A 24464-nucleotide genomic window follows, 5' to 3' on the forward strand; every position below is an offset into this window, starting at 1 on the left:
AACGGCAGCGCGATGATGTACACCTCGGGGTGGCCGAAGAACCAGAAGAGGTGCTGCCAGAGCATCGGCCCGCCGGTCTCCACGTCGAAGACGTGCGCGCCGAGGACGCGGTCCGCGGCGAGCGCGAAGAGCGCGGCCGCCAGGAACGGGAAGACCATGACCGCGAGCAGCGCGGTGACCAGCATGTTCCAGGTCATGATCGGCATCCGGAACATGGTCATGCCCGGGGCCCGCAGGGTCAGGATCGTGGTGATCAGGTTGACCGAGCCGAGGATCGTGCCCAGACCCGAGATCGCCAGGCCGACGACCCACATGTTGCCGCCGACGCCCGGCGAGTGCAGCGAGTCGCTCAGCGGCGTGTACGCGAACCAGCCGAAGTCGGCGGCGCCACCGGGCGTCAGGAACCCGCCGATGGTGATCAGGCCACCGAACAGGTAGAGCCAGTACGCGAAGGAGTTCAGCCGCGGGAACGACACGTCCGGCGCGCCGATCTGGATCGGCACGACGTAGTTGCCGAACGCGAACACGATCGGTGTCGCGAAGAACAGCAGCATGATCGTGCCGTGCATCGTGAACAGCTGGTTGAACTGCTCCGGCGACAGCAACTGCATGCCCGGGCGAGCCAGCTCGGCGCGCATGAGGAGGGCCATCAGGCCGCCCAGCAGGAAGAACACGAAGGCCGTGATCATGTACATGATCCCGATCTGCTTCGCGTCCGTCGTGCGCAGGATCCGAGCGATCGCCGAACCCTTGACCTGCCGCCGAACCGGATATGGCCGGGTCGCGATCGGCGACGGCGCAACGGTCGTCACGAAATGCCTCCGTTGTCTCGTTCGTCCCTCTCGGGGTACCCCTGAAGATCGGGCGTATCCCGTGGGCAGGATAGTCCCCCTCATGACCTTCGACTGGCGCGGGGGGACCCAACCGGCCCACATGGACAAGATCCATGCAGGTAAGAAGGTCTAAACCGGAGACACCAGCTCGCGATAGTGGTCGGTGAAGAGACGGAGGCCACGCCGGCGCAGCATCGGGTCACGCAGCGTGGGCGGAACGTCGCGGGTCCGGTCGCGCTCACGGGTCCGCTCGCGCACCTCGCCGCAGTGCGGCCGGCGCCGCCGCTCGAACGCCCGCAGGGCCGCCGGGATGTCGTCGACCGAGGCGCGGAGCTCCTGGCCCAGCACGTAACCGTCCTCGAACGACATCGCCGCGCCCTGGGCCAGGGTCGGCGCGGTGGCATGCGCCGCGTCACCGGCCAGCACGACCGGCCCCTTGGACCAGCTCGGCAGCACGACCTCGTCGGTCCGCGCCACCTGCACCTTCTCGATCTTGTCCAGGATGGCCGGCACCGGGCCGCCGAACGACTCGAAGAGCTCGATCATGCGGGCCCGCGGGTCGTCCGGGTTCGGGCTGTCCGGCGCTGTCTCGTCGGCGTAGCAGTAGATCTTGCGGCCGCCCATCGGCATCGCGACGAATGACGCGCGGCGCCCCAGCACCGCCGTCCAGTCGGTGAGCGGCGGCCCGCCGCTCACCACCGAGCGGTAGACGATCTGCCCGGTCGGCACGGCGGGTCCGCCGAGACCCACTTTCTCCCGGATCGTGGAGCGCCGGCCGTCCGCGCCGATGACCAGGTCGTACTCCGCGACGCCGCCGGTCGAGAACTCCACCTTCGCGGCGCCGTCGACGATCTCCAGCCCGGTGACCTCGGTCTCGTAGCGGACCTCGCCGCCGACCCCGGTGAGCAGCACCTGCTGCAGGTCGCCCCGGGACAGCGCGCGGGACTCGCCGACACCGGCCCACAGCGCGGCGACGTCCATCTCGAAGAGCTCGCGGCCACGCGCGTCCAGGAAGACCTGCCGGAAGATCAGATCACCGAGCGGGCGCAGCGGGACGTCCAGCCCGAGCAGCCGCAGCGCCCGTGACGCGTTGCCCGGAAGGTAGATGCCGGCACCCGGCACGACGGTGGCGGGCAGCGCCTCCACCACCTCCGGCCGGAATCCGGCGACGCGCAGCCCTCGCGCCGCAGCCAGGCCGGAGATGCCGGCGCCCACCACGAGGATGCGCAAGGTCATCGCACCAAAGCTTTCTTGTCGATGGATACGGGCCGGAGCCAGAACATTACCCCCCGCCATCATCGCGGGGGAACACCCGCGATCGACATCCAGTCCGATTTGTTCGGTCAGGCGCCGCTGACCAGCTCACCGAACGCGCGGTCGGCGCGAGCCAGCGCGACCGCCCGGCGCATCCGCAGAATCCGGCGGGCGGCGCGCGCGTCACCGCCGGCGAGGAGCCGCGCGACCTCGCTGGTGGGCGGCGGGGTCGTGCTGTGCCAGGCGACGACGAACGGCAACGCGGAGTTCTGCATGCCGACACCCCATCACGGGGGTACGACAGTTCTCGCCCGAGTTACACCGGTGTATTTCTCGATGCTCCCGGGCAGACAATCGGGGTATGACGGACCGCCTCGACGACTACCGCCGCAAGCGGGACGCCCGCCGCACCCCCGAACCCATGCCGGCGACCAAGGCCCACCGGAAGCCAACGCCGCAGGAAAAGCCAACGCCGCGGGAAAAGCCAACGCTGCGGGAAAAGCCGACGCCGCCGGAACAACGCTTCGTCATCCAGCAGCACCACGCCCGCAGCCTGCACTGGGACGTCCGGCTGGAACACGACGGCGTGCTGGTCTCGTTCGCCGTGCCGCGCGGGCTTCCTCGCGAACGGGCCCGCAACAATCTCGCCAAGCACACCGAGGATCACCCGTTGGAGTACCTCGATTTCTCCGGCGAGATCCCGGCCGGCGAATACGGCGGCGGCCGGATGACGATCCACGACCGGGGCACCTACGAGATCGACAAGTGGCGGGACGACGAGATCGGCGTGACGTTCCACGGCGAGCGCACCACCGGGCGTTACGTCTTCTTCCAGACCGGCGGGCGGGACTGGATGGTGCGCCGGATGGATCCGGCCGAGCCGGGCTGGGAGCCGATGCCCGAGGTGGTCGCCCCGATGCTGGCGACCAGGGTGGCGGGCCTTCCCTCCGACGACGCCGACTGGGGATACGAGATGAGCTGGGGCGGGCGGCGGGTCACCGCGTACATCTCCGGTGGGAGATCTCGCCTGACCGACGCCGACGGCGCCGACGTGACCTCGTGGTACCCGGAGATCCGGCCGATCGGCCCGGCGCTCGCGCCGGTCGAGGCCGTGCTCGACGGCGAGATCGTCGCGTTCGACGGCGCCCGGCCCGCGCCCGAGCTCCTGGATCGGCGCACCGCGCCGAAGGACCCGGCGGCGGCACGGCGGGCGGCGGAGCGCACGCCGGTGCAGTTCCTGGTGTACGACCTGCTGTGGCTGGAGGGCCACTCCACGATGGAGCTGGTCCGATACGCGGAGCGCCGCGAGCTGCTGGACGGGCTGGCCCTGACCGGTGAGCACTGGCAGACGCCGCCGTTCTTCGCCGGCGGTGGCGAGTTCGTGCGGGAGGCCGCGCGGGCGCAGGGCCTGCCGGGAGTGGTCGCGAAGCGGCTGGACTCGCCCTATCTCCCGGGCCGCCGCAGCCGCCTCTGGCTGACCATCCCGGCGGCCTGATTCCCTCAAGCCGGCCTCTCCCCCGCCGATCATCAGGTTTCCATCGGCTCGGGCAGGGAAGGTCGTCACTACGATGCACGCAGACGTCTCCGCCGAACTCTGGAAGTCCGCGACCTGGGTCCTCGACACCGGCCGCGCGGACCGCTCCGCCCCGGCGAGCTGGGACATCGCCGTCACCGCGATCGGTTTCGCCTACACCGATCCGGCGCGCGCCTGGCAGCGACTCCGGGGCCTCTTCGAGGCCCAGCGCCCCACCGGCCAGCTGCCTTCCGAGACCTGCAAAGCCTTTCCCGGGTACGGGCACAGCCTCACCCGCCCGGCCGCGCCTCCCCTGCACGCGGTGGCGGCGTGGGAGGTCTACCGGCACTGCGCGGCGCACGGGGCGGCCCCCGTCCGGCAGGCACAGGCCGAGCTCGCCTGGCTCTACCCCCGGCTCTCGGCTCAGCAGGAGTACCTGACCGGCGAGACGTCCCACCCCGGTTTCGACGCGATCCTCGGCTCGGCGGATCTCGCCCTGGCCCAGATCGCCGGCGCGCTGGGCCGGCTCGCCGACGCCGATCGGCACCGGGACCGGGCGCAGGCGGCCGCCGCCGCGATCGTCCGCCGGCTCTGGGACCCGGCGACCGGCACGTTCCGGTCCCGTGACCCGCGCACCGGCGAGCCCGGCCCGGCCCACACGGCCGCCGGCCTGCTGCCGCTGCTGCTCCCGGACCTGCCGGCCGAGCAGGCCGAGGCGATCCGCGCGGAGCTGGCGTCGGAGCGGTTCGGGCTGCCGTCACGGACCGGGTTGCCGGTGCCGGAGAACGACGGTTCCGGCCGCGGCCCGATCCGGGTCGACCTGAACTGGCTGCTGCGCCGGGGCCTGCTGGTGCACGGTCACCGCGCCGAGGCCGACCAGCTGCGGACCGCGGTGACCGGCCTGGTCCACGCGAACGGGCACTACGCGGCGTACGACGGGGACACCGGTGAGGGGCGCGGGGCGTCGTCCGACGAGCGGACCGCGGCGCTCTGCCTCGATCTGCTGGCCGACCGCTCGGCGCCGGCGTACGCCCGGGTCTAGCGTTTCTCCCGGACCTCGAGGGGCTCCTCCAGCAGGGCCTCGGTCACCCGGGTGAGCTGGCGCATCTGCGTCACGGTCAGCCTGTCGAAGATCAGCTGCTGCACCGCCTCGGCGTGCCCCGGCGCGGTCGCCACGACCTTGTCGTACCCCTCGTCGGTGAGCACGGCGATCTGGACCCGGCCGTCGTCCGGGTCCCGCTCGCGGCGGATCCAGCCCTTCTCCTCCAGGCGGGCCACGACGTGGGAGAGCCGGGACAGCGACGCGCAGGCCAGTTTCGCCAGCTTGCTCATGGACAGGCGGCGGTCGGGGCGCTCGGAGAGGGTGATCAGGACCAGGTAGCCCATGTGGGTCAGCCCGGCGTCCCGTTGCAGCTGGGCCTCCAGCGCGGCAGGCACCTTGACGAGCACCTCGACCAGGCGGCGCCAGGTGTGCTGCTGCTCGTCGGTCAGCCAGCGAGGCCCGCCGTCGATGGGCTCAGTCATGCTCGCAGGTTAGTGGTGATCCAGCCGGGCCGAGGCATCCGGGGCGACTGCCATCCGCCACGGCCTATATATAAGGCGTCGATTCGATCGACTTACGTGAACTTTGCCGGGTAGTCTGGTCGAGGACTTTCACCCCGACACGACGCCGGAACCGGCTGGCTGGGGGGCCTCGGCCGGTTCCGGCGTCGTTTTTAACTGATCAGTCGCCGGAGCCGAGCGCGTCACGCCGACGGCGGCTCGTCCTGACCGGCCTCCTCGGCCGCGTCGGCCTCTTCCTTGGTCTTGTGCACGGCGCCGTCCGCGTGCTCCGGCGGGCCGTAAACCGTGTAGAGGACCAGCGGGTTCGGGCCGTCGTTGAGGAAGTTGTGCTTACGCCCGGCGGGCACGACGACCAGGTCGCCCTGCGCGACCTTGCGGGTCTGACCCGAGATGATGGCCTTGCCGACACCGCTGACGAAGGTGAGGATCTGGTCCACCTCGTGGACCTCCTCGCCGATCTCGCCGCCCGGTGGAATCGTCATGACCACGAGCTGGGTGTGCTTGCCGGTCCAGAGGACGCGGCGGAAGTCGGGACTCTGCTCAGCGACGGTGGCAATCGTGAAGTGCTCCATGCACCGCACGTTACCCCCGTCAGGCGTTGTGCAATCGGCCCGGCGGAACCGGTGACGGCCGTCCGATCAGATAGCCCTGCACGTAGTCGACGCCCAGCTCACGCAGCATCCGCAGGGTCGGCTCGTCCTGCACGAACTCGGCCACGGTGTGAATCCCGTACGCCTGGCAGACCTGCACCAGCGCCCGGACCAGCACCTGGTCCTGGGGATTGTCGACCAGATCCACCACGTACTCCCCGTCGATCTTGACGAGGTCGATCGGGAAGAGCCGCAGGTAGCGGAACGACGCGTACCCGGAGCCGAAGTCGTCGAGCGCCAGCCCGCAACCCAGGTCACGGACGCGGTCGGCGAAGCGGCGCGCCTCGCTCAGGTTGCCGATCAGCGCCGTCTCGGTGATCTCGAAGGTGAGCTGTGCCGGGTTCACCGCGTAGCGGTCGAGCAGTTTCTCCACCTCGGCGGTGAGCCGCGGGTCGCCGACCGAGCGGCCGGAGAGGTTGACCTGCAGGCAGAGACCGGGCTCCTCGGCGGCGAGCCGCATGGCCCGCTCCACCACCCAGAGGTCGATGTCGAAGATCGCGTCGAGTCGCTCGGCGGTGTCCAGCACCTGGATCGGCGACTGCGGGCCGTCGGCCTCGTCGATCACCCGCAGCAGCAGCTCGTGCCGGGTCACCTTGTTGGTCTGCAGCTCCAGGATCGGCTGCGAGTAGAGCGTGAACCGGTCGGTGCCGAGCGCGTCGGCGACCCGGCTGCGGTACGACCCCTGCCGGTCCCGGACCGGAACCGGGTGCGCCACCAGGGTCAGCGGCCGGCTCAGCTCACGGGACTGACGCCAGGCCTGCTCGGCGTCGATCAGCAGACCGTGGCTGCCGGCCTCGGCATCCTGCTCGAAGCGGACCAGGCCGCCCCAGGCGGTCGCCCGCGGGCACCGGTCGGACGGCGGCGCGGACCGCAGAGCGTCGACCAGCTGGCGAGCGTGCTCGTGGGCCGTGTTCCAGCCGGCCGCGGCGAGCAGGACGCCGATCTCGTTGGGGCCGACCCGGCCGAGCAGGTGCTCCGGCCGGATCCGGTCCTCCAGCAGCCGGGCGGCGCGGCGCAGCAGCTCGCCGTTGTGCTCGGGGCGCACCCCGTCGTCGCCGTCGTCCTCCGCCTGGATCCGCACCACCAGCACCGCGCCGGCCGAACCGCGCAGGGCCCGGTCGATCTCGTCGGCGAACCGGGCCCGGGTGAGCAGGCCGGTCGCCGGGTCCGGCTCGATCAGGGACGCCTGCACGGTCTCGCCACGACGGGTGAGCCGCGCGTTCTCCCGGCGGGTCCGCTCCCGGTGGGTGACGTCCTGGACCGTGCCGCGCAGGCCGCGGACCGTGCCGTCCGGGCTCATCATCGGTTCCAGCCGGCAGTCCACGTCGAACCAGCCGCCGTCGGTGCGCATCAGCCGGACCGTGGTGTGCACGGTGTTCCGGCTGGTCCACGCCTCGGTGATCGCGCCGAGCGCTTTCGCGTGGTCGTCGCGGTGCACGTAGCGAGCGAGTATCTGGCGGGTCATCTCCTTCTCGGCGGGCGGGCGGCCGAGCATCGCGGAGAGCGCGGCGGACCAGACGATCTGGTCACCGGCGGCGGAGTAGGTGAACCAGGCGGCGCGGTCCTCGGCGGGCTGCCGTGGTTCGGGCAGAGCCGACGGCGGGGCAGGCGACCAGCGCTCCCGTTCTTCGGGCACGGTCATTCCACGACACCTCCCCCCTCGTGCACGGCTGCTCCCCCGACCAACCCCAAGACCCCTCACCTATTACGACCCGTCACCGGGCCGTAGTAACAGTGGACGCACGCGTCAAAGTTTTGACGTTTCCGCCAGCAGGGCCGGGAGCAGGGAATTATCGCCCATCCAGAGCAACGAAACAACCGATCGGACGACCTCGTCACTCCGCATTTACGTCGAAATGCCGCCGACAACTCCATGACAGACGGTTACTATAAGTGTTGGCTTTGGAACCTTGCGCAATCCTGTACCCGGACTCGACCGTCCACATGCACTCAACGCGAACAGAAGAGTGCACTATGTAGTCGATCTAGGCATCCGTTGTCCAGGCATCCGCGATCTAGGCGTCCGCGATCTCCAGTTCCGCGATCTCCAGTTCTGCGATCCGCTGCCAGAGCGGCCGCATCGCCGCCTCCGGCTCGCGGGCGAAGACGCTGCCCCGGATCCGCACGAACACGCAATTGCCGACCCGCTCCAGCACCGACTGCCGGCGCATGTCGCTCTCCCAGCGCTCCGGGCCGTGGTACGCGTCCCCGTCGCACTCGATCGCGAGCCGGCGCCCGTCCGGAGCGTTCAGCACGAAGTCGATCCGGTAGCCGCCGATCCGGAACTGCGGGATCGGGCGGTACCCCCGCGCCACCAGGCGCTTCAGCACCGCACGCTCGAAGTCGCTCTCGCAGCGGGCGGCCAGGTCGGCGGCCGCGGCCTCGGTGGGCAAATTCAGCGCGTACGACAGCAGCAGTCCCCGCGCGTCGTCGGCCGCGAGCGCCGCCGGCCGGACCGAGTGGAAGATCCAGAGCTGGTCCCGGGCCCGGGAGGCGGCCACGTTGATCCGCCGGTGGTAATCGCGCTTGGTGAACGCCGCCACCCGAGGATCATTCTCGGACACCACCATCGAGATGAGCATGACGTCGCGCTCGTCGCCCTGGAACGTGTACGCGTCACCGACGCGCAGCCGCCGCGCCTTGATCTCGTCCTCGCCGATCGCCTCACGCAGCTGGGTCAACAGGTGTGCGGCCTGCCCACTGCTGCTCAACAAGCTGATCACGCCGAGCGTCCGGCCGTCGTACCGCGGGTCTGCCACGATCTTGGTGACCCGTTCGACGAGGGCGCCCGACTCCTCCAGGTTGACATCGCCGAAACCGGCCAGCGACTGGCGCACCCCGGACGCGCAGAAAACCGTCTGGATCGGCGGCAGCACCGGCCGATCCGCCCGGAGCGGCATGATCTTGTGGTCGTAGTAGTGCCGGGACGAGAACTCGATGATCTGCGGCACGCAGCGGAAGTGCTCGGTCAGCAGGATCCGCTCCGGCGAGCGGCGCACCGCGTGGTCGTAGAGCGAGGACTCCGGGTCGAAGTGCTCGGCCGACGGCACGTCGTCCAGGTGCCGCTGGATCAGCCCGGTCACCGACCCGACGAAGCCCAGCTGCGGCCCGATCTGCTGATCGTCGCCGACCACCACGGCCCGCTCGGCGAGCGAGAGCACCGGCAGCGCGAACAGGTCGGCCTGGGACGCCTCGTCGACGATCACCACGTCGAACTTCGCGCCGCCGGCGAACTGCTCGATCGCCCGGTCCACCGACATGACCCAGACCGGCACCGCGCTCACCGCGGACTCCATCGCCCGCTGGGCGTGCGCCTGCCAGGCCGCCGCGCCCCGGCCGGTGCCCTTTCCGATCTTGCGAAGAGCGGTGGTCCAGTCCGCGAGCGCGGCACGTCGCCGGTCGTCCAGCGCCCGGGACACCTCGAGCCAGGCGGACGCGACGACCAGCTCACCGGTCAGCCGCCGGATCTTGGCGCGGGCGCGTTCCACCCGCCGGGACAGCACCGCCGGGTCGACGTCGCCGACGACCTCGTCGAACCAGGTCTGCGCCCGCCGCCACTCCCACGCCTCCAGGCACGCCTGCCCGGAGACGACCGGGTGCTCGCCGCTCGCGATCATGGCGGCCCACTCCGGCGCCACCGACAGGAGTCGGTCGTGCGCCGCGTGGAACCGCATCACGTCCGGTTGCAGCAGCACCAGCCGGCGCACCTCGGCGACCGCGGAGTCCCAGCCCGCCAGCGTCTTCCAGGCCTCGGCCAGGTCCGGCCAGGGCGCCACCCGTTCCGCCACGGCACGAGCCTGCGCCCGTGCCTTGTCCAGATCGAAGATCCGGGCCGCGCTCTCCAGCAGCCCGGCCACGTCGGCCAGGCACGCCGCGTCGATCTCCAGGTCCTTCTGGGGTACGAGCAGAGCGAGTCGCGCGGCCAGCGGCGGCCACCGGAACAGGTCGAAGTCGAGTGACTGCTTCGCCTCCGCCAGCAGCGCGCCCGCCCAGACCTCCGGATCGCCCCATCCGGTCGGCGGGGCCGGAACGGACAGCCGGTCCACCCACTCCAGCCAGCTGTCGCCGAGCCGCCGGCGTGCCTGCGACCGGCGCACACCGGAGATCACCAGGTCGACGTCCTCGACCGTGCGCAGCGGCTCGCCGTCCACCCGGATCTCGTCGGCCAGCCGGTACAGCCCCGGCTGCAGCAGCCGGTTCAGCCCACGGCCCGCCTCGAACCGCTGCCGCATCTCGCCCAGCCGGGTGAGCAGCAGTTTCGGCTCGTTCAGAATCGGCTCGGGCACGGCGATCCGGTGCCCGGTCACCTCGCGGGCCAGCGCGGCGAGCTCGGCGAAGGTCTGCTCGGTCGCGACGACCTGGTCGTTCCAGAGGCGGTGCCAGTGCGGGTCGTCGAGCAGCCGGCCCAGCCGGTCGGTCCAGGTGCCCTCGCGCCGGCGCAGCCACGCCACCGCGTCCTTCAGCTCGGCGAGCAACTCGGCCATGCCGGGCCGCTGCTCAGCCCGTACCCTCGCAATCTCGACGCCCTGATCCGCCAAGCGGGAGAGAGCCGCCTCGATCTCGCCGGTCCGCTCCCGGGCCGACGCGGCGGCGGCGGCGTCCGGGAGGTCCGAGATCTCCGGAAGAGGCCGCATCGCGGCGGCGCGATCCTCAGGCGTGAGGCGGGCGGCCAGCTTGAGCAGCGTCGCGAACTCCTCGATGGTCAGCGGTGGCGGTCCGGAGACCGGGTCCGGGATGCCACCGTGGGCCGCGGCACGCTCCCGCAGCCAGGCGCCGACCTCGGCGGGAAGAAGAGCAACCCCACCGATCGGGTACGTGGCCGCCTCGCTCTCGGCGATCAGACGCAGTCCCGCCATCGCCGCGGCGAGTTCCCGTTCCGCCTCCTCCAGCGAGGCGGTGAGCCGCTCCACCCGCCGCGCCTCGGCGTCCTTGTCGAGCGTCGCCGCCCGGTCCGACAGCTCCCGGGCCGCCAGCTGCAACTGCACCAGCTGATCGGTGGTCCGGCCGAGAACCGCGAGGCAGAGCGCCTGCACCTCCTCCGGGAGGCCGTCGCGGAGCACCCGCAGCGGGTCCTCCTTCTGCGCCACCACCAGGACCCGCTTGCCGTTCGCCATCAGGTGGCAGATCAGGTTGCGGATCGTGTGCGTCTTGCCGGTGCCGGGCGGGCCCTGCACGGCGACGTTGCGGTGATGCGCGAGCCGGCGCGCGATCGACTCCTGCGCCTCGTTCGTGGGCAGCGGCATGAGGAGACGCTCGCCGACGCGCGCCCAGGACTCCGAGCGGTCGCCGGGCATCTCGAGGCGGCTCGGCTCGTGCGCCACGATCGCCGCCAGCGAGCCGATCGAGCCGAAGTCGCCGCCGGTCAGGCGGTCCCTGAGGTTGTCGAGGAAGGCTCGCAGGTGGCGCTGCCGCGGGCGGGTGAAGAGGACAGCGGTGTCCGTGACGAACGCCGGCTTGTCGCACTTCTCGCCTTTTCGCACGATTTCCCGGTCGAATCCCAGGCGGGTCAGTGCGCGCTCGAAGAACTCGTGCCGCTCGAAGTCGTCCCAGAGGTCGACCTCGACCGCGCCACCCGGGCCGGCCAGCGAGGCGAGCTGGTTCAGATAGCGCTCGTCGAGGCCGGCCAGCGCCTCCACCTGCAGCCGCGACGGGCCGGCCGGGGAGACGCTGACCAGGGCGCGGTCCGCGTCGTACTCGATCAGCACCGGGGTGGCGACCAGGGGGTAGCGCACCCGGTTGCCGTCGACAGTGGTCTCCAGGATGCCGTGGCCCCAGACCAACTCGGTGGTGGCGGTGGCCATGTCCAGCTGGTACATCCGGTCGAAGAGGCGGCGGTGCAGGTCGCGGGTCTGCTCGGCGGCGGCTGTCGCCTGGGACCAGGGGCGCCAGACGGTGTCCCGCCAGTGCTCGAAGTCGTCCTCTTCTTCTGCCCTGTCAGCCGCCGCTTTTTCGCTGTTCGCCGCCGCTCTTTCGCTGTTCGCCGCCGCGTCTTTCTGGTTTCCCTCGGGGACCGGCTCGGCGGTCGCTGAGATGTCGCCGCGGAGCCGGCGGCGCAGGGCGGCCGGGACCGTCACCGGCGCCGGGAGCTCCGGACGGCCGACACGCAGCCAGGAAGTGCCGTCGGCGCCCGGGCCGGTCCGGCAGTCCGGGTGTTGCGGCAGGTCGTCGAGCCACTGCGCGTCGGACGGCAGGGTCCGCGACGGCCGCTCCATCTGCGCCCGGACGGCGAGCAGGTAGTCGGCGACGGCCACGGCACGATCCCGGATCGTCGTGGGCGACTCCCGCTGCTCAGCCATCCCACGGAGTTTAGGCCGTACCGTCGATCCGGCCTCGCTTCCGCCCGGCCGGGTTGTCGCGCCGGTACACCGGCACCACGCTGAACCGCTAGGGTGACGCCACTGATCTTGGATCGACGTCGTGGGGAAGCACGTGAATCAGGGCTGGCAGAACATGGACGGCAACGGGCACTACTGGCCCGGTCAGCAGCCGGGGATCCCACCGTCGTACTACGCCGGTCCCACCGACCCGCTGGTCAGCGCCGACTACAACGGCTGGTGCCGGCGCGGCGCCGCCCTGGTGAAACAGATCTGGAAGCCCGCGCTCCTGCTGCACGCCGTGATCGCCGTGCCGACCGTCGCGCTGACCCTGCCCACCCAGAACTACATGCTGCGCGAACAACAGGACGCCTCGACCGCCCTCGACGCCCAGCCCACCGAGCTACCGCCGCTGGGCGACCTGGCCGTGGCGTTCGCGCTCCTGATGGTCGCCGCCCTGATCGCCGGCGTCATCTACGTGATCGCCACGTCGGCGACCGTCCAGCTGGTCGTCCAGGCGGCCACCGGACGGCCGATCAGCCTCGGCGCCGCCCTGCGCACCGCGCTGCGCCGCACCCCCGCGCTGCTCGGCTGGTACCTCCTGCTCATCCCGATCTGCCTGGTCGCGATCATGCTGTGCGTGCTGCCGGTCTTCTACGTCGCCGCCGCCACCGCGATCCTGCCCGTTGTCGTCACCGTCGAACGCGGCACCGGCATCGGCCGCTGCTTCCAGCTGTTCCACGCCAACGTCGGCGTCTCCGCGGGCCGGATCGCCACCTACTTCGGCGTCGCGATCGCGGCGGCACTGGCGATCGCCGCGATCAGCGCGGTGGCCCAGCTGGCCGGCGGCGCGAGCGCCGGCCTGGCGGCCGACGCCGTGCTGAACGGGTTGTACTCGGTCGCGTTCGCGGTGGTCGGGACGCCGTTCGTGGTCGCGGCCTATGCGGACATGCGCTCACGGCGCGAGCCGTTCTCGACGGCTTACCTGATGGCGAGCTGATCCCGGTCCTCTTCAGGTCTCCTCCGGGTCGCGGCCCTGTGCGGCGCGGCCGCCGTCGACCGGGATGATCGCGCCGTTGATGAAGGAGGCCGCCGGCGAGAGCAGGAACGCCACGGCCTCCGCCACCTCGTCCGGTAGGCCCATCCGGCCGAGCGGCTGGAGCAGGGCGATCTCCCGCCGGAAGTGCTCACGGCCGGGCTCCGGGAGTGATCGCAGGTAGTCCTCGGAGCGGCCGGTGGTGATCGAGCCCAGGGCGAGGGCGTTGGTGCGTACCCCGGAAGGCCCGTACTCGACGGCGAGCGCGCGCGTGAGTCCTTCGATCGCCGCCTTCGCGGTGGAGTAGGGCAGCGCGCCACGGACCGCTCGGCTCGCCTGATGCGACGAGATGTTGACGATGGCCCCGCCGGTGGCGGGGGCACGCGCCCCGTCGTCGGCCACGGCAGCGGTGCCGGTCGCAGCGGCGCCGGTCGCAGCAGCGGTGCTCATCGTGGTGGCGGTGCCGGTCGTGGTGGCGGTGCCGGTCGTGGTGGCGCTGGGCGTGACGGCGCTGGGCGTGACGGGTTGGGGCGCGAGGAAGTGGCGCACGGCGGCGGCGGAGCCGGCCAGGACCGGGTCCAGGTTGCGGCGGATCAGCTCGGCCACCTCGGCCGGCGACTCGTGCAGCCGCGCATCCCGGAAGATCGCCGCGTTGTTGACCCAGCCACGCAGCGGGGCGGCAGCAGCGGCTGTCTCGGCGGCCCGCTCGGCCACGGCGGGATCGGCGGCGTCCCCGATAATCGGGAGGACCCGGCCGTGATGCTGATCGGCCCAGTTCAGGGCGTTCGGGTCGGCTTCCAGGACGACGACCACGCCGTCAGCGGTCAGACGCTCAGCGATGGCGCGGCCGATGCCACGCCCGCCGCCGGTCACGACGAACGATGCGCTACCAGTCATCTTGACCATCCTGCATCGCCCTCCGCCGGACCGCATGACATGGCTGCGCTACGGCTCGGGCGGCCATCGCACACATTGGCCGCTCGTGCGCCACTCACCGTTTGCGGAGAGGCGGCGGGCACACGCGGCGGGCACACGCGGTGAGCTCCCGCGTGCGCTCACCGCCCGGCCGCACACCGGACCGCCATAGCCGAGACGGCGGCACACCGAAGACCGCGCCGGCCGAGATGAGGCCACACCTAAGCGGTGCGTGTGCGTCCACCTCTGCCCTGGCGTGGATGAAAGCGCGCAATGGCGATGCGTGTGTCCTCATCCACGCTGACCCCGTGCCCCAGCCGACCCCCGGACCGAGCCGCGGCCCACCCGACCGAGCCGTAGCCCACGCAAGCCAAACCCGACCCACGACATGGCTGGCTACGGCTCGGCGGGGCGGCGCCTCCCATCGGGGCGTGGAACGGCCACCATCCGGGCGTGAAAACGGCCACCTCGGGCGGCGGCTGCCTGAGGTGGCCGTTGATGGGTGGGCGTCTTCGGGGGACCTAGGGGAACTGCATGCGCCTCGGCCGGGGGATCACCGGCGGCGGGAGCGGCAGGTCGTCCAGGTGGCCCCAGTTCAGGGTGCCGTTGTCGGTGGACTTGACCTCGCCGAGGCAGGCGCGGAGCAGGCCCAGGTTGGGCGCCCCGGCGTAGCCGGCGATGACCACCTCGGGTTTCGGGGCGATCTGGGCGATCGCTGCGCAGATCTTGGCCACCTCACGCTCGTCGACGGCGTCGAGTGGGAGGGGGGCCTCGACCGGTGAACGGCGCCACGGCGGGCCGAAGCGGCGCAGCAGTTCGCGGGCGAGACGGCCGAAGGAGCGGCCGACTTCCGCGTCGCGCATCGAGAGGCGGGCGGACTGGCCGTAGCACCACGGGACCACGATGTGCCCGTTGATGAGGACCAGCTGGTACACCGAGCGCGGGACAGCAATGATCTCCGCTCCCGGGAGGGTGCCGAGGAAGAGGACCAACTCTTCGTACGGCAAGGGCCAACGAGGGTTGCCGAGCACACGTTCCATGGTCTGAGTCATCGCGGGGTGGGCGTTCACCTCGCGATCGATCGCCGTGCTCAAAGCCTCCGGGACCCGGGTCCACAACTCGTCGGCGATCTGGGTGCCGAACTGATCGATGAGCCAATCACTCGGACCGACGAGAACGTCTGGGCGCATTCCCCACCACCACCGTCCGTGTTCCTGACGTCACTGCTGGCTAGAAGAGTTGCACTTCCGATGATCGACTGGAAGGGGTCGCGGCGAGATCATAAAAACAACCATGAATGAAATCGCGCATGTCGATCAAAGGTGCGCCACGACGCTGGAGCGAGCGGCCGGAAGGCGGTGAAACCTGCAACTTGCGCATGCGAACCGAACGCGCAAGTTGCAGGTTGGTTTCGCTATTCGCCCGTACCGATTATTGAAGCGGCCAGTTATTTCCAGCCGATGACGGAGAGGCAAACATCATTTCACCTAGCGTGATCAAATGACGGCTCACCTGGGACAGAGTGAAGCTCTTGATCATTTTCCCGGACGGGCGACGGGGCGTGCCCGACGATCTGGATCTACTGCAAGTCGCCACGCGGGCTTGCAAGCGGGCCCACCCGCGCGGTGTCCCCCGAGGGCCACGAGATCACTAGCTGGCTCACGACGAAGCAAGTGTCGGATACCCGTCAGATCAACTTGGCCGCGGTATGAGCGACGGCACCCCGCCCACCCGGGTCAGGCACGGCAAACGCTTGCCGATATCGCCAGAGAAGAGCCACCGAACTTCCCATTACCGGGTACGGCGGAACGGCTCGCAAGAATGAGGGGACTATCACCCTGTACCAAATGAATCGGGAAACCCGCGCTCAATTCCGCAACTCTCGGCGGCACACCATTGTGGGCCGTTGAAGCCATTGACGTTCGGTGCACACGAGCGACGCCGAGACAACCCGATTGACGCGGGAGCCCAGCACAGCGGCGGTCTCGCTGCGGCTACGGAGCGTGACAACACCTCACTACCGACGGGGAACGGAAGCGTTTCTCAAAGCCGAACGTGAACGAGCACAGGCTGACCTGCTCACATAACCGGAAAGGCGACCGGATCCCGGCCGGACGGAGGCTTGTTCAGCGCGGGTCCACAGTGTCCCAGGAGTGTTCGAAATCCTCCGGCGGCAGCTGCCATTCCCGCAGAACGGCGAGCAGTTCCGCCTCATCCGCGGCGTCGGCGTGGCGCAGGCGCACCGCGCCCGGGTCGGGGTCGTAACCCTCCAGCCGGTCGGCCTCGAACTCCCAGTGCGTGATCCGGAAACTGCGAGCCTTGTCGCTGCGGGCCCGCCCCGCTCGCATCGCGGCCTCATCGGCCGGACCCGAGCTGGGCACGATGTGCACCAACGACCAGCGATGCGGCTGCGAGGCGGGCAGGCGCACGCCGAGCCGCCGGCCGAGCCGGAGCGCCGCGAGCTTCACCGCCGGCCAATCCCATTCACACTGATCCATGATGCCGGGGAGCGTACCCAGCGGCGCCGGAATCTTGTCGGACAGGAACGCTACGGTCGTCGGGTGAATGTGATCCCGAGCCCGGCCACCGAGGCCGCGACCGTCATCACGGCGGTGCTGAGCGACCTGCGGTCCGGCCGCGATCGCGGCGTGGTGGTCGACTCGCCGCCCGGCGCCGGCAAGTCAACGCTGGTGGTTCGCGCGGCCGGAGAGGTGGCCGCGACAGGCGCGCCGCTGATGATCGTGGCACAGACGAACGAGCAGGTGGACGACCTGATCGAGCGGCTCGGTGTGCGCTCGCCGGAGGTCCCGGTCGGCCGGCTGTCGGCGGTCGACTACGAGCCCTCCGACCGGGTGCGGGCACATCCGAGCTGCCGGGTGGGGGCGAAAGTGGCGGATCTCGGCTCACCCGCGGTCACCATCGGCACGGCCGCCAAGTGGGCGACCGTCACCGAGGGCACCTGGCCACAGGCGATCGTCGACGAGGCGTACCAGATGCGGTCGGACGCGCTGCTGCGCGTCGCTCCCCGGTTCGAGCGGGCGCTCTTCGTGGGTGATCCCGGTCAGCTGGACCCGTTCTCCACGGTCGAGGTCGACAGGTGGATCGGCCTGTCCTGGGATCCGATGCAGAGCGCTGTCGCGGTCCTGCTGCGGCACAACCCCGATCTGCCGGTGCACCGCCTGCCGGTCTCCTGGCGCCTGCCGGCCTCGGCGGCGCCGGTGGTGGCCCGGGCGTTCTACCCGTTCACCGGTTTCCGCTCCGGGACCGGGCCCGGCGACCGCACGCTGACCTTCGCGAAACCCGCCGAGGACGCGCTGGACGAGGTTCTGGACACCGCCGCCGAGACCGGCTGGGGGCTGCACGAGCTGCCCGCCCGTTTCACCGTGCGGACCGACGCGGAGGCGGCAGCGGCCTGCGCGGCGCTGGCCGCCCGGGCGCTGACCCGGGAGGGTGTCGCCTCCTCGGAGTCCGGGACCGGCCCGCTCACCGCGGACCGGATCGCCATCGGCGCGGCGCACCGCGATCAGGTCGCGGTGATCCGCTCGCTGCTGCCGCCGGAGGCCGCCGAGGTCACCGTGGACACGGCGAACCGGTTGCAGGGCCGGGAGTACGACCTGACCGTCGTGCTGCACCCGCTCTCCGGCCGGCGCGACGCGACGGCGTTCCACCTGGAGTCGGGCCGGCTCTGCGTGCTGACCTCCCGGCACCGGCACGCATGCGTCGTGGTGGCCCGCGCCGGCATCGCCGAGCTGCTCGACGCCCACCCGTCGACCGAGCCGGTCCACCTCGGCGTCCCGGTCAGGTTCCCCGACGGCTGGGAGGCGAACCAGTCGATGCTCGCGCATCTGTACAGGTCATAGCCTCACATCTCGGACGTGTCGCCGGCGGCGAAATCGTCGTACGCTTGTTCTAATGTCGCTCGCAGCTGCCCTGGCGTACGCCCGGCACGGCATCCCCGTCCTGCCGGTGCACACGCCTGACCGGGGTGGCGTCTGCTCCTGCGGCAAGGGACCCCGATGCGATCACCCCGGCAAGCACCCGCTCCTCCGGCACGGCCTGCACGACGCCTCCACCGACTCCGAGCGGATCACGCTCTGGTGGACCCGCTGGCCGCGCGCCAACGTCGGCCTGCGCACCGGCGTGGTGATGGACGTGGCCGACATCGACTCGGCGGAGGGCTGGCACGGTTTCCGCCACCTGCTTCGCGACGAGATCCCGGCCGGCCCTCAGGTGCGCACCGGCCGGGGCGGCCGCCACCTGTGGTTCCGCCCGACCGGGTTCGGCAACCGGGTCGGGCTGCTGCCCGGGCTGGACTGGCGTGGCGCGGGTGGTTACGTTCTGGCGCCGCCGTCGCGGCACGCCAGCGGGGTGGACTACAGCTGGATCCGGCGGCCCGGCCGGGGTCTCCCGGCCGGGCCGGCCGCGCTGCTCGCGCTCATCGAGGGTCCGGCGCCGGCGCGGGGGCCGCGGGTGGTCGCTCACCCCGATCGGTACGCGGAGGTCGCGCTGGAAGCCGAGGCGGACCGGGTGGCACACGCGCCGGTCGGCACCCGCAACGACACGCTGAACCGGGCGGCGTTCGCGCTGGGGCGGTTCGTGGGGGCGGGCCTGCTGGACGCGCCGACGGTCCGGCGGGAGCTGACCTCGGCAGCGCGCTACGCGGGGCTGGGGCATGCGGAGATCAGGAGGACGCTGCGGTCCGGGTTGACGGCGGGGATACGCCAGCCGTTCGAGAATCGGGGCGGTGCCGCCGCGTGACAGAAGCGCACGGCACCGCGTGACAAAAGCGCACGCCGCCGCATGACACAAGCGCGCGGCGCCGCGTGACACAAGCGCACGGCGCGAGAGCCACCCGGCAAGGTTGGGGGTGGCCGTTCGGACAAGGGTGAAACGGATGATCGGATCGGCTTCGGAGCGGCTCTCACCGCCCCTCCGCCGGTAGCCTGGCGAACGGGACCGGGGGGCGATGGTGCTGCAGGAGGACGTGATCGGCGACGCCGAGCGCCGCATGCTCGCGGACCCGCTACGCCTCAGGTCGGTGCGCCGGATCATCGGCGGCCCCCGGCCGGACGAGGCGTTCGACCGGCTGGCCATGCTGGTGAACAAGCTGGTCGACGCGCCGATGGGCGTGGTCTGCCTGGTGGAGGAGGACAAGCAGCACCTGGCCGGCCAGGTCGGTGTGCCGGAGCCGCTGGCCACGGTCCGCGAGATGCCTCTCAGCCACTCGTTCAGCAGGCATGTCGTGATGGCCGGGCACCTGCTGGCGATCCCGGACGTGCGGGCCGATCCGCGCACCCGGGACAACCCGGCGATCCGCGAGCTGGGCGCTCTGGCGTACGCGGGGGCTCCGATCACCGACCCGGACGGCCTGATCGTCGGCACGCTCTGCGCGGTCGACCGGGAGGCCCGGGTCTGGACGCCGAGCGAGATCGCCCTGATCAGCGAGCTCGCCGAGGTGTGTTCCTCGGAGGTCTGCCTGCGGATCGCCCGGGTCGCGGCGGACGAGGCGCGCCGGGCCGCCGAGTCGGCGCACCAGCAACTGGAGGTGCTCGCCGAGCTGACCGAGTCGCTGGCCGCGACGATGGACGTCGAGGAGGCGATGCGGCGGCTCGGTGCGATCGTGTCGACCCGGATCGCGGACTGGTGCGTGGTGACGATCGCTGACTCACCGCGCGGCCCGGCGCACGTCTCGGCCACTCACCGGCACGCGGATCGGGCCACCGACATGGCCCGTCTCGCCGAGCTGGGTGTGCGCTCGCACGCCGACCTGGACGCCATGGTGCGAGCGGTCCGCCGGACCCGCGCTCTGCGCACCTCGGACGGGGCGGCCGACCTGCGGAGCCGGCTCCACGACGCCGAGCTCGCCGAGATCACCACGCGGGCCGGGTTCGGCGCGTCGCTGCTGGTGCCGATCACGTCGCCGGTGCGCCGGGAGACGCTCGGCGCGGTGCTGCTGGTGAAGCATCCGGATCGGGCGGCGTTCACCGCGGCCGAGGAGCGGACCGCCACGGAGATCGGCCGCCGGGCCGGGCTGGCGGTGGAGAACAGCCGGCTCTACCGGGAGCAGCGGCACGTCGCCGAGGTGTTGCAGCGCAGCCTGCTCACCGAGTTGCCGGCCATCCCCGGCGTCGATCTGCACGCCCGTTACGTGCCGGCGCAGGACGGCGCGGCGGTCGGCGGCGACTGGTACGACGCGTTCGCCCAGCCGGACGGCAGCGTGGTGGTGGCGGTCGGTGACGTGGCCGGGCACGACATCGAGGCCGCGGCGACGATGGGACAACTGCGCAATTTGGTACGGGGTGACGCGTACGGCCGTGACGAGGAGCCCGGTGAGCTGCTCTCCCGGCTCGATCAGGCGCTGCACGGACTGCACGTGCCGGGCGCCGCCACCGCGGTGCTGGCCCGGGTGCAACGGTCCTGGTCGGGCTGGGCGGTGAACTTCGCGTCCGCCGGGCATCCGCCGCCGCTGCTGATGCTGCCGGACGGGACAGTGCAGGTCTGGTGGGTGCCACCGGAGCCGCTGCTCGGCCTGCCGCCCAAGGAGCCGCGGAGCACCAGCCGCCGGTTCGTGCCGGCCGGCTCGACGCTCGTCCTCTACACCGACGGCCTGGTGGAGAACCGGGAGCGTCTCCTCGACGACGGGGTCACCCGGATCTGCGAGGTGCTGAGCGCCGCGGCCGGCCGCACACCCGACGAGCTGGGCGAGTTGCTGCTGGCGGCCGCCCCGGACGGCAACGACGACATAGCGCTGCTGCTGGTCCGCCTGAAATGACTAGGCGGGCGGCTCGGCGACGGGCGGGCCGCCGTGGGTCCAGGGGGTGTCGGCCGGGTCGGGGAAGGAACCGCCCGGGCGGAAACCCTCGTTCAGCGTGGTCAGCACCAGCCGCTCGCCCACCTCGGGCACGCTGCCCGGCTCGGCGACCAGTTTGCGGCCCATCCCGCCGGAGAGCTCCAGCAGCACGTCCGCCCCGTCACCGGCCGGCGTCACCGAGATCACCCGCGCTTTCTGCGCGGTCCGGGCCGGCGAGGTGAGCGACGTTCCGGGCTCCATCCGTACCGGCTCGGTGGTGTGCACCATGATCCGCGGACGGAGGACCGGCCGTTTGCCGCTGTCGTCGATCCGGTTCGGGTTGGCGAGCGTCACGACCCCCGCGAAGGCGGCGCCGGTGAGCCGGTGTTCGGCGAGCACCAGCGGGTCGTCGAAGGCGCGCTGCACCGCGTACCGGGCGGCGGCGTTCTCGAGCCGCGCCAGGCGCGCCGCGGCGGCCACCGCGCTGTCCCGGCGGGGCTGCGGTGCTCCGCCCTCGGCGATGTAGTCGGCGAAGGCCGTGTACGCGTCCCGGTCGGAGTCCCACCGCAGCGGCACCCGCTCGCCGACCGGCAACCGGCGCAGCAGGCCGAGCGCGCGCCACATCCCGTCCCAGGTCGGCAGGATCAGCTCGTGCAGCACGTCCGGCAACTCCGGCGCCGACCGCTCGATCAGGGGCGCGAGCACCCCGTTGTCGAATTCCGGGTCGGTGGCGGGACCGGCGGCCGGCCCCTTCTCCGCCTGCCGGGCCGCGGCGGCGCCCGACTCGATCCAGGCGAGCTGGGTGCCGAACTGGGCGTCCTCGGTGCCGCTCTGCCCGGTCGCCCAGTGCAGGCCGAGCGCCTGGACGGCGGTGAGCAGCATCGACGAGCCGGGCATCTCGGCGGTGCCGGTCAGGAACGTCAGCCAGCGGCCGAGCAGGGGTACGCCGGCGGGCACCGGGTACTCGCCGTCGACCGTACGGAATCGGGTGGATCGTCCCAGCAGCCGGAGGAAGTCGACGCCGGCCGGGTTCGGCACCCAGAGCTGTGGCGCGTCCAGGTAGCGCAGGCGGACGTCCTTGCCCCGGTCGATCGGGACCTCTTCGCTCTCGGTCGCGAACGATTCGAGGTACGGCAGAAGCTCCTCGGCCAGCTCGGCGAAGAAGGCGAAGCGGTCGTCGCGGTTGCGGGGCTGCCGGACCACGAGCAGGCGCGGCTTCGCCGGATCGGTGCCGATCATGGCGGCGAGCGGCGCGTTCGCCTCGCCGGCCATGGCGAACGGGACGAGCACCAGCGGCTCGGCGTGGACGTGCAGGTGCCGCACGGTGGCGATCGGCTGCGCCCGCCCGGTCGCGACCGCCTGTGCCCGCGCCAGCGCGGTGAGAGTGCTCAAGAAAGGGCCTCGGCGCGCAGCCGCAGGGCGGCCCGCAGCAGCGCCGCCGACTCGGCCTGCTCCTCGGTGGGCTCCTGGCGGCCCTCGGCCAGTGCGAGCACCTCCTCGACGCTCTCGATGCCGCCGAGCGCCTCCCGGACGGTCCGGCCCAGCGCCGCCGTCGTGCCGGACGCCTCGTGCCGGCAGTAGACCGACAGCTCGCAGGCGGAGAGGCACTCCGGCGCGTACCGGGCCTCGACGTGCCCGAGCGCCTCGACCAGGTGCAGCGGCTCCAGGGTGACGTCGAAGCTGACGCCGGGCGGCAGGGCCTCGATCAGCGACGAGACCGAGGCGAGCCGGGAGAGCTGGCGGCGCAGCGTGGACAGCTGTTTGCGGACGTCGAGGACGACGGCTTTCGGGTTGAGCGAGAAGTTCTCCGGGCAGACCAGCACCACGTCGTGGCTGACCAGCTCCGGGTCCTTGCCGAGACGGCTCAGCAGGTCGCGCAGGGCCAGCACGTAGACGGCGGCCTGCACCGCGGCGGCCGAGACCTTGGCGCTGTCGGCCTGGTCGTCGACGATCGCGAACGACTTGATCTCGACGACCTGGAGCCGGCCGTGGTGGGCGTAGGCGACCAGGTCCGGTTCCAGGTAGACGGTCTGCCCGGCCACCTCGAGCGTGAGCAGCGGATGGTCGATCAGCGCGGCCCGCGCGTCGGCGAGCACCCGCTCGGTCTCCGCGTGCCGATCTCCGAGCGAGTCGGCGCCGAGATCCTGGTACGCGAGAGACGCGGAGGCGCCGAGCACCGATCGCAGCAGCGCGCAGTCGTCGGCCTTGAGCATGGCCTCGAACGCGTTGCCCCGGGAGAGCGCGAACCGGGACTGGCCGAAGCTGCCGGGAAAGCCCAGCCGGTCGGCGAGCTTGAGTTTGTCGACTCCGGCGGCGTCCAGCACGGCCCGGCGGGAGCAGCCGGGGTTGCCGGTGAGCGCGGCGATCGTTCGCGCGTTGTGGCGCTTGGCCTTCGCGGGGCCGCGCAGATCGTCGAGCCGGTATCGCGGGTCGGGCAGGTATCGCGGGTCGGGCAGGTATCGCGCTTCGGGAAGGTTCTGCATGGTGCACTCCAGGGGGAGGCTGGGGACCAAGGGTAGATCTTCACACATGCGGTTTGCGAGGTTTCACCCACGAGAGGTGAAGAAAACGCACGTATCGGACACAAATCGCGAGGCGCGCTACGTTCGAGGCATGCCGAAGGCCATCTGGAATGACGAAGTGATCGCGGAAAGCGACGACACCGTGGTTGTCGAGGGGAACACGTACTTCCCCCTCGCCAGCGTGCGGGAGGACGTGCTCGTCCCGTCCGAGACGCACACCGTCTGCTTGTGGAAGGGCAAGGCGTCCTACTACTCACTGCAGGCGGGCGGGCACACCGCCCCCGATGCCGCCTGGTTCTACCCCGACCCGAAACCGGACGCCTCCGCCGTCCGCGACCGGGTCGCGTTCCGCAAAGACGTCCGCGTCGAAGCCTGAGACCGCCTGAGGGAGGCCCGCTCACGTGATGCGGGGGTGGGCCTCCTCGATCGCGCCGACCTCCAGATAGTCCAGCATGTCCCGCTGCTCAGCCGGATCGAGCGCCTCGAACGCCGCGTAGGCCTCGGCCCGCGCGTGCGTGGTCTCCGCCGCCAGCAGCGCGATGATCGCCGACCAGGCCAGCGACACCCGGTCGAAGAGCCGCGCCCGGCGCAACGACGTGAGCCGGGAGAGCAGTCCCACCTTCGTCGCCGCGTCGTCGTCCGCGGGCACCCTGTCGCAGAGCTCGAAAAGGGCCTTCCCCCGGTACGGATGCTCGGCCTCGACCATCCGCGCGAGCTCCGCGTTGCTCATCTGGTCCACCGGCGGCGCCGGGCCACGACGGGGCAGCGAAGGGGTGGGTTCACCGGGCACGACTGTCACGTCCACTCTCGAATCCGTTGCCGGGCATCTGATGCGGCAACGTGGGGGTGTTCTCAAAGGCCGGAAACGGCGGCGCCGGCGGCATCACCGGCTCGTCCACCCCAGCCTCGGTCTGATCAGCTTCGGTCAGATCAGCCTCGGTCCGGTCGGGCACGGTCTGATCGGGCACGGTCCGATCGGGCACGGTCTGATCGGCCAGCCCGGAGGCGGCGCCCCGGGTCCGGGGCACGCCGTCGTCGGCGTCTGGCTCTGCACCCAGCACGATTTCGCCCTCC

21 protein-coding genes are annotated in these 24464 nt (G+C 71.5%); 7 read left to right on the plus strand and 14 right to left on the minus strand.

All coding sequences use genetic code 11. The annotated features are described in order from the left end of the window. From AB0F72_RS10310 to AB0F72_RS10320, 3 genes are all read right to left on the minus strand, one after another. Window positions 1-812 (minus strand): cbb3-type cytochrome c oxidase subunit I (locus AB0F72_RS10310; RefSeq protein ID WP_360428385.1); only part of this gene is annotated, 812 nt, incomplete at its 3' end. Window positions 813-962: 150 nt separating this feature from the next. Continuing rightward, entirely contained in the window at window positions 963-2069 is a 1107-nt protein-coding gene (locus tag AB0F72_RS10315; RefSeq protein ID WP_360428388.1) for an FAD-dependent monooxygenase, read from the minus strand. Window positions 2070-2176: 107 nt separating this feature from the next. Further along, entirely contained in the window at window positions 2177-2362 is a 186-nt protein-coding gene (locus tag AB0F72_RS10320) for a hypothetical protein (RefSeq protein WP_360428391.1), read from the minus strand. Between the two features lie 86 nt (window positions 2363-2448). Between AB0F72_RS10320 and AB0F72_RS10325 the strand changes: the two genes are divergently transcribed. Both AB0F72_RS10325 and AB0F72_RS10330 read left to right on the plus strand, forming a co-directional pair. Beyond that, on the plus strand, window positions 2449-3582 hold the full coding sequence (locus AB0F72_RS10325) for a DNA polymerase ligase N-terminal domain-containing protein (protein ID WP_360428394.1): 1134 nt from the start codon (window positions 2449-2451) through the stop codon (window positions 3580-3582). 73 nt (window positions 3583-3655) lie between these two features. Further along, window positions 3656-4642: a hypothetical protein gene (locus AB0F72_RS10330; RefSeq protein ID WP_360428397.1), complete on the plus strand. Its 987-nt coding sequence runs from the start codon at window positions 3656-3658 to the stop codon at window positions 4640-4642. On the opposite strand, the gene AB0F72_RS10335 is transcribed toward AB0F72_RS10330, so the two are convergent. The 4 genes from AB0F72_RS10335 to AB0F72_RS10350 all read right to left on the minus strand — a co-directional run bounded on the left by AB0F72_RS10335 (window position 4639) and on the right by AB0F72_RS10350 (window position 12109). Beyond that, window positions 4639-5124, minus strand: a complete 486-nt coding sequence (locus tag AB0F72_RS10335) for a MarR family transcriptional regulator (protein ID WP_360428400.1) — start codon at window positions 5122-5124, stop codon at window positions 4639-4641. The two genes, AB0F72_RS10330 and AB0F72_RS10335, sit on opposite strands and share 4 nt — an antisense overlap. A 221-nt stretch (window positions 5125-5345) precedes the next feature. Beyond that, a complete protein-coding gene (locus AB0F72_RS10340; protein ID WP_360428403.1) occupies window positions 5346-5735 on the minus strand; it encodes a cupin domain-containing protein in 390 nt (129 codons plus the stop codon). Between the two features lie 19 nt (window positions 5736-5754). Beyond that, a complete protein-coding gene (locus AB0F72_RS10345) occupies window positions 5755-7455 on the minus strand; it encodes an EAL domain-containing protein (RefSeq protein ID WP_360428406.1) in 1701 nt (566 codons plus the stop codon). A gap of 373 nt (window positions 7456-7828) precedes the next feature. After that, window positions 7829-12109, minus strand: coding sequence for an AAA domain-containing protein (locus AB0F72_RS10350; RefSeq protein WP_360428409.1), 4281 nt, complete (start codon window positions 12107-12109; stop codon window positions 7829-7831). Between the two features lie 121 nt (window positions 12110-12230). On the opposite strand from AB0F72_RS10350, the gene AB0F72_RS10355 reads away from it, so the two are divergent. Next, window positions 12231-13127, plus strand: a complete 897-nt coding sequence (locus AB0F72_RS10355; protein ID WP_360428412.1) for a hypothetical protein — start codon at window positions 12231-12233, stop codon at window positions 13125-13127. A gap of 12 nt (window positions 13128-13139) precedes the next feature. Here AB0F72_RS10355 and AB0F72_RS10360 read toward each other — a convergent pair whose 3' ends face one another. The 3 genes from AB0F72_RS10360 to AB0F72_RS10370 all read right to left on the minus strand — a co-directional run bounded on the left by AB0F72_RS10360 (window position 13140) and on the right by AB0F72_RS10370 (window position 16576). Continuing rightward, window positions 13140-14060: an SDR family oxidoreductase gene (locus tag AB0F72_RS10360; protein WP_360428415.1), complete on the minus strand. Its 921-nt coding sequence runs from the start codon at window positions 14058-14060 to the stop codon at window positions 13140-13142. Window positions 14061-14599: 539 nt separating this feature from the next. After that, window positions 14600-15268: a hypothetical protein gene (locus AB0F72_RS10365; protein ID WP_360428418.1), complete on the minus strand. Its 669-nt coding sequence runs from the start codon at window positions 15266-15268 to the stop codon at window positions 14600-14602. Between the two features lie 936 nt (window positions 15269-16204). After that, window positions 16205-16576, minus strand: a complete 372-nt coding sequence (locus AB0F72_RS10370; protein WP_360428421.1) for a hypothetical protein — start codon at window positions 16574-16576, stop codon at window positions 16205-16207. Window positions 16577-16639: 63 nt separating this feature from the next. Here AB0F72_RS10370 and AB0F72_RS10375 point away from each other — a divergent pair, with 63 nt between their 5' ends. From AB0F72_RS10375 to AB0F72_RS10385, 3 genes are all read left to right on the plus strand, one after another. Beyond that, window positions 16640-17938 carry an AAA family ATPase gene (locus tag AB0F72_RS10375; protein ID WP_360428424.1) on the plus strand — a complete coding sequence of 433 codons (1299 nt, stop codon included), beginning with the start codon at window positions 16640-16642 and terminating at the stop codon, window positions 17936-17938. Between the two features lie 52 nt (window positions 17939-17990). Continuing rightward, window positions 17991-18836 (plus strand): bifunctional DNA primase/polymerase, encoded by an 846-nt coding sequence (locus tag AB0F72_RS10380; protein ID WP_360428427.1) that lies wholly within the window; start codon window positions 17991-17993, stop codon window positions 18834-18836. A gap of 208 nt (window positions 18837-19044) precedes the next feature. After that, a complete protein-coding gene (locus tag AB0F72_RS10385) occupies window positions 19045-20850 on the plus strand; it encodes a SpoIIE family protein phosphatase (RefSeq protein ID WP_360428430.1) in 1806 nt (601 codons plus the stop codon). Here the strand turns inward: AB0F72_RS10385 and AB0F72_RS10390 are convergent, their stop codons facing one another. Further along, window positions 20851-22260 (minus strand): hypothetical protein, encoded by a 1410-nt coding sequence (locus tag AB0F72_RS10390; RefSeq protein ID WP_360428433.1) that lies wholly within the window; start codon window positions 22258-22260, stop codon window positions 20851-20853. Then, complete coding sequence (locus AB0F72_RS10395) at window positions 22257-23351, minus strand: hypothetical protein (RefSeq protein WP_360428436.1); 1095 nt, start codon at window positions 23349-23351, stop codon at window positions 22257-22259. The genes AB0F72_RS10390 and AB0F72_RS10395 overlap by 4 nt, the downstream gene beginning before the upstream one ends. 130 nt (window positions 23352-23481) lie before the next feature. On the opposite strand from AB0F72_RS10395, the gene AB0F72_RS10400 reads away from it, so the two are divergent. After that, window positions 23482-23766: a DUF427 domain-containing protein gene (locus tag AB0F72_RS10400; protein WP_014441033.1), complete on the plus strand. Its 285-nt coding sequence runs from the start codon at window positions 23482-23484 to the stop codon at window positions 23764-23766. A 21-nt stretch (window positions 23767-23787) separates the two neighbouring features. Here AB0F72_RS10400 and AB0F72_RS10405 read toward each other — a convergent pair whose 3' ends face one another. Continuing rightward, complete coding sequence (locus AB0F72_RS10405) at window positions 23788-24195, minus strand: hypothetical protein (protein ID WP_360428440.1); 408 nt, start codon at window positions 24193-24195, stop codon at window positions 23788-23790. Further along, on the minus strand, window positions 24170-24358 hold the full coding sequence (locus tag AB0F72_RS10410) for a hypothetical protein (protein ID WP_360428443.1): 189 nt from the start codon (window positions 24356-24358) through the stop codon (window positions 24170-24172). Before AB0F72_RS10410 ends, AB0F72_RS10405 begins: the two co-directional genes overlap by 26 nt. Window positions 24359-24464 lie beyond the last annotated feature (106 nt).

The sequence above is a fragment of the Actinoplanes sp. NPDC023936 genome, assembly GCF_040639325.1.
In the GTDB taxonomy this organism is placed as follows: Bacteria; Actinomycetota; Actinomycetes; order Mycobacteriales; family Micromonosporaceae; genus Actinoplanes.

What these genes read in the sequence shown, in the direction of transcription:
- AB0F72_RS10345 (WP_360428406.1), bottom strand. Translation starts at nt 7,455, where the DNA reads ATGACCGTGCCCGAAGAACGGGAGCGCTGGTCGCCTGCCCCGCCGTCG.
- AB0F72_RS10320 (WP_360428391.1), bottom strand. Translation starts at nt 2,362, where the DNA reads ATGCAGAACTCCGCGTTGCCGTTCGTCGTCGCCTGGCACAGCACGACC.
- AB0F72_RS10325 (WP_360428394.1), top strand. Translation starts at nt 2,449, where the DNA reads ATGACGGACCGCCTCGACGACTACCGCCGCAAGCGGGACGCCCGCCGC.
- AB0F72_RS10315 (WP_360428388.1), bottom strand. Translation starts at nt 2,069, where the DNA reads ATGACCTTGCGCATCCTCGTGGTGGGCGCCGGCATCTCCGGCCTGGCT.
- AB0F72_RS10395 (WP_360428436.1), bottom strand. Translation starts at nt 23,351, where the DNA reads ATGCAGAACCTTCCCGAAGCGCGATACCTGCCCGACCCGCGATACCTG.
- AB0F72_RS10340 (WP_360428403.1), bottom strand. Translation starts at nt 5,735, where the DNA reads ATGGAGCACTTCACGATTGCCACCGTCGCTGAGCAGAGTCCCGACTTC.
- AB0F72_RS10360 (WP_360428415.1), bottom strand. Translation starts at nt 14,060, where the DNA reads ATGACTGGTAGCGCATCGTTCGTCGTGACCGGCGGCGGGCGTGGCATC.
- AB0F72_RS10350 (WP_360428409.1), bottom strand. Translation starts at nt 12,109, where the DNA reads ATGGCTGAGCAGCGGGAGTCGCCCACGACGATCCGGGATCGTGCCGTG.
- AB0F72_RS10330 (WP_360428397.1), top strand. Translation starts at nt 3,656, where the DNA reads ATGCACGCAGACGTCTCCGCCGAACTCTGGAAGTCCGCGACCTGGGTC.
- AB0F72_RS10365 (WP_360428418.1), bottom strand. Translation starts at nt 15,268, where the DNA reads ATGCGCCCAGACGTTCTCGTCGGTCCGAGTGATTGGCTCATCGATCAG.
- AB0F72_RS10370 (WP_360428421.1), bottom strand. Translation starts at nt 16,576, where the DNA reads ATGGATCAGTGTGAATGGGATTGGCCGGCGGTGAAGCTCGCGGCGCTC.
- AB0F72_RS10380 (WP_360428427.1), top strand. Translation starts at nt 17,991, where the DNA reads ATGTCGCTCGCAGCTGCCCTGGCGTACGCCCGGCACGGCATCCCCGTC.
- AB0F72_RS10335 (WP_360428400.1), bottom strand. Translation starts at nt 5,124, where the DNA reads ATGACTGAGCCCATCGACGGCGGGCCTCGCTGGCTGACCGACGAGCAG.
- AB0F72_RS10400 (WP_014441033.1), top strand. Translation starts at nt 23,482, where the DNA reads ATGCCGAAGGCCATCTGGAATGACGAAGTGATCGCGGAAAGCGACGAC.
- AB0F72_RS10385 (WP_360428430.1), top strand. Translation starts at nt 19,045, where the DNA reads ATGGTGCTGCAGGAGGACGTGATCGGCGACGCCGAGCGCCGCATGCTC.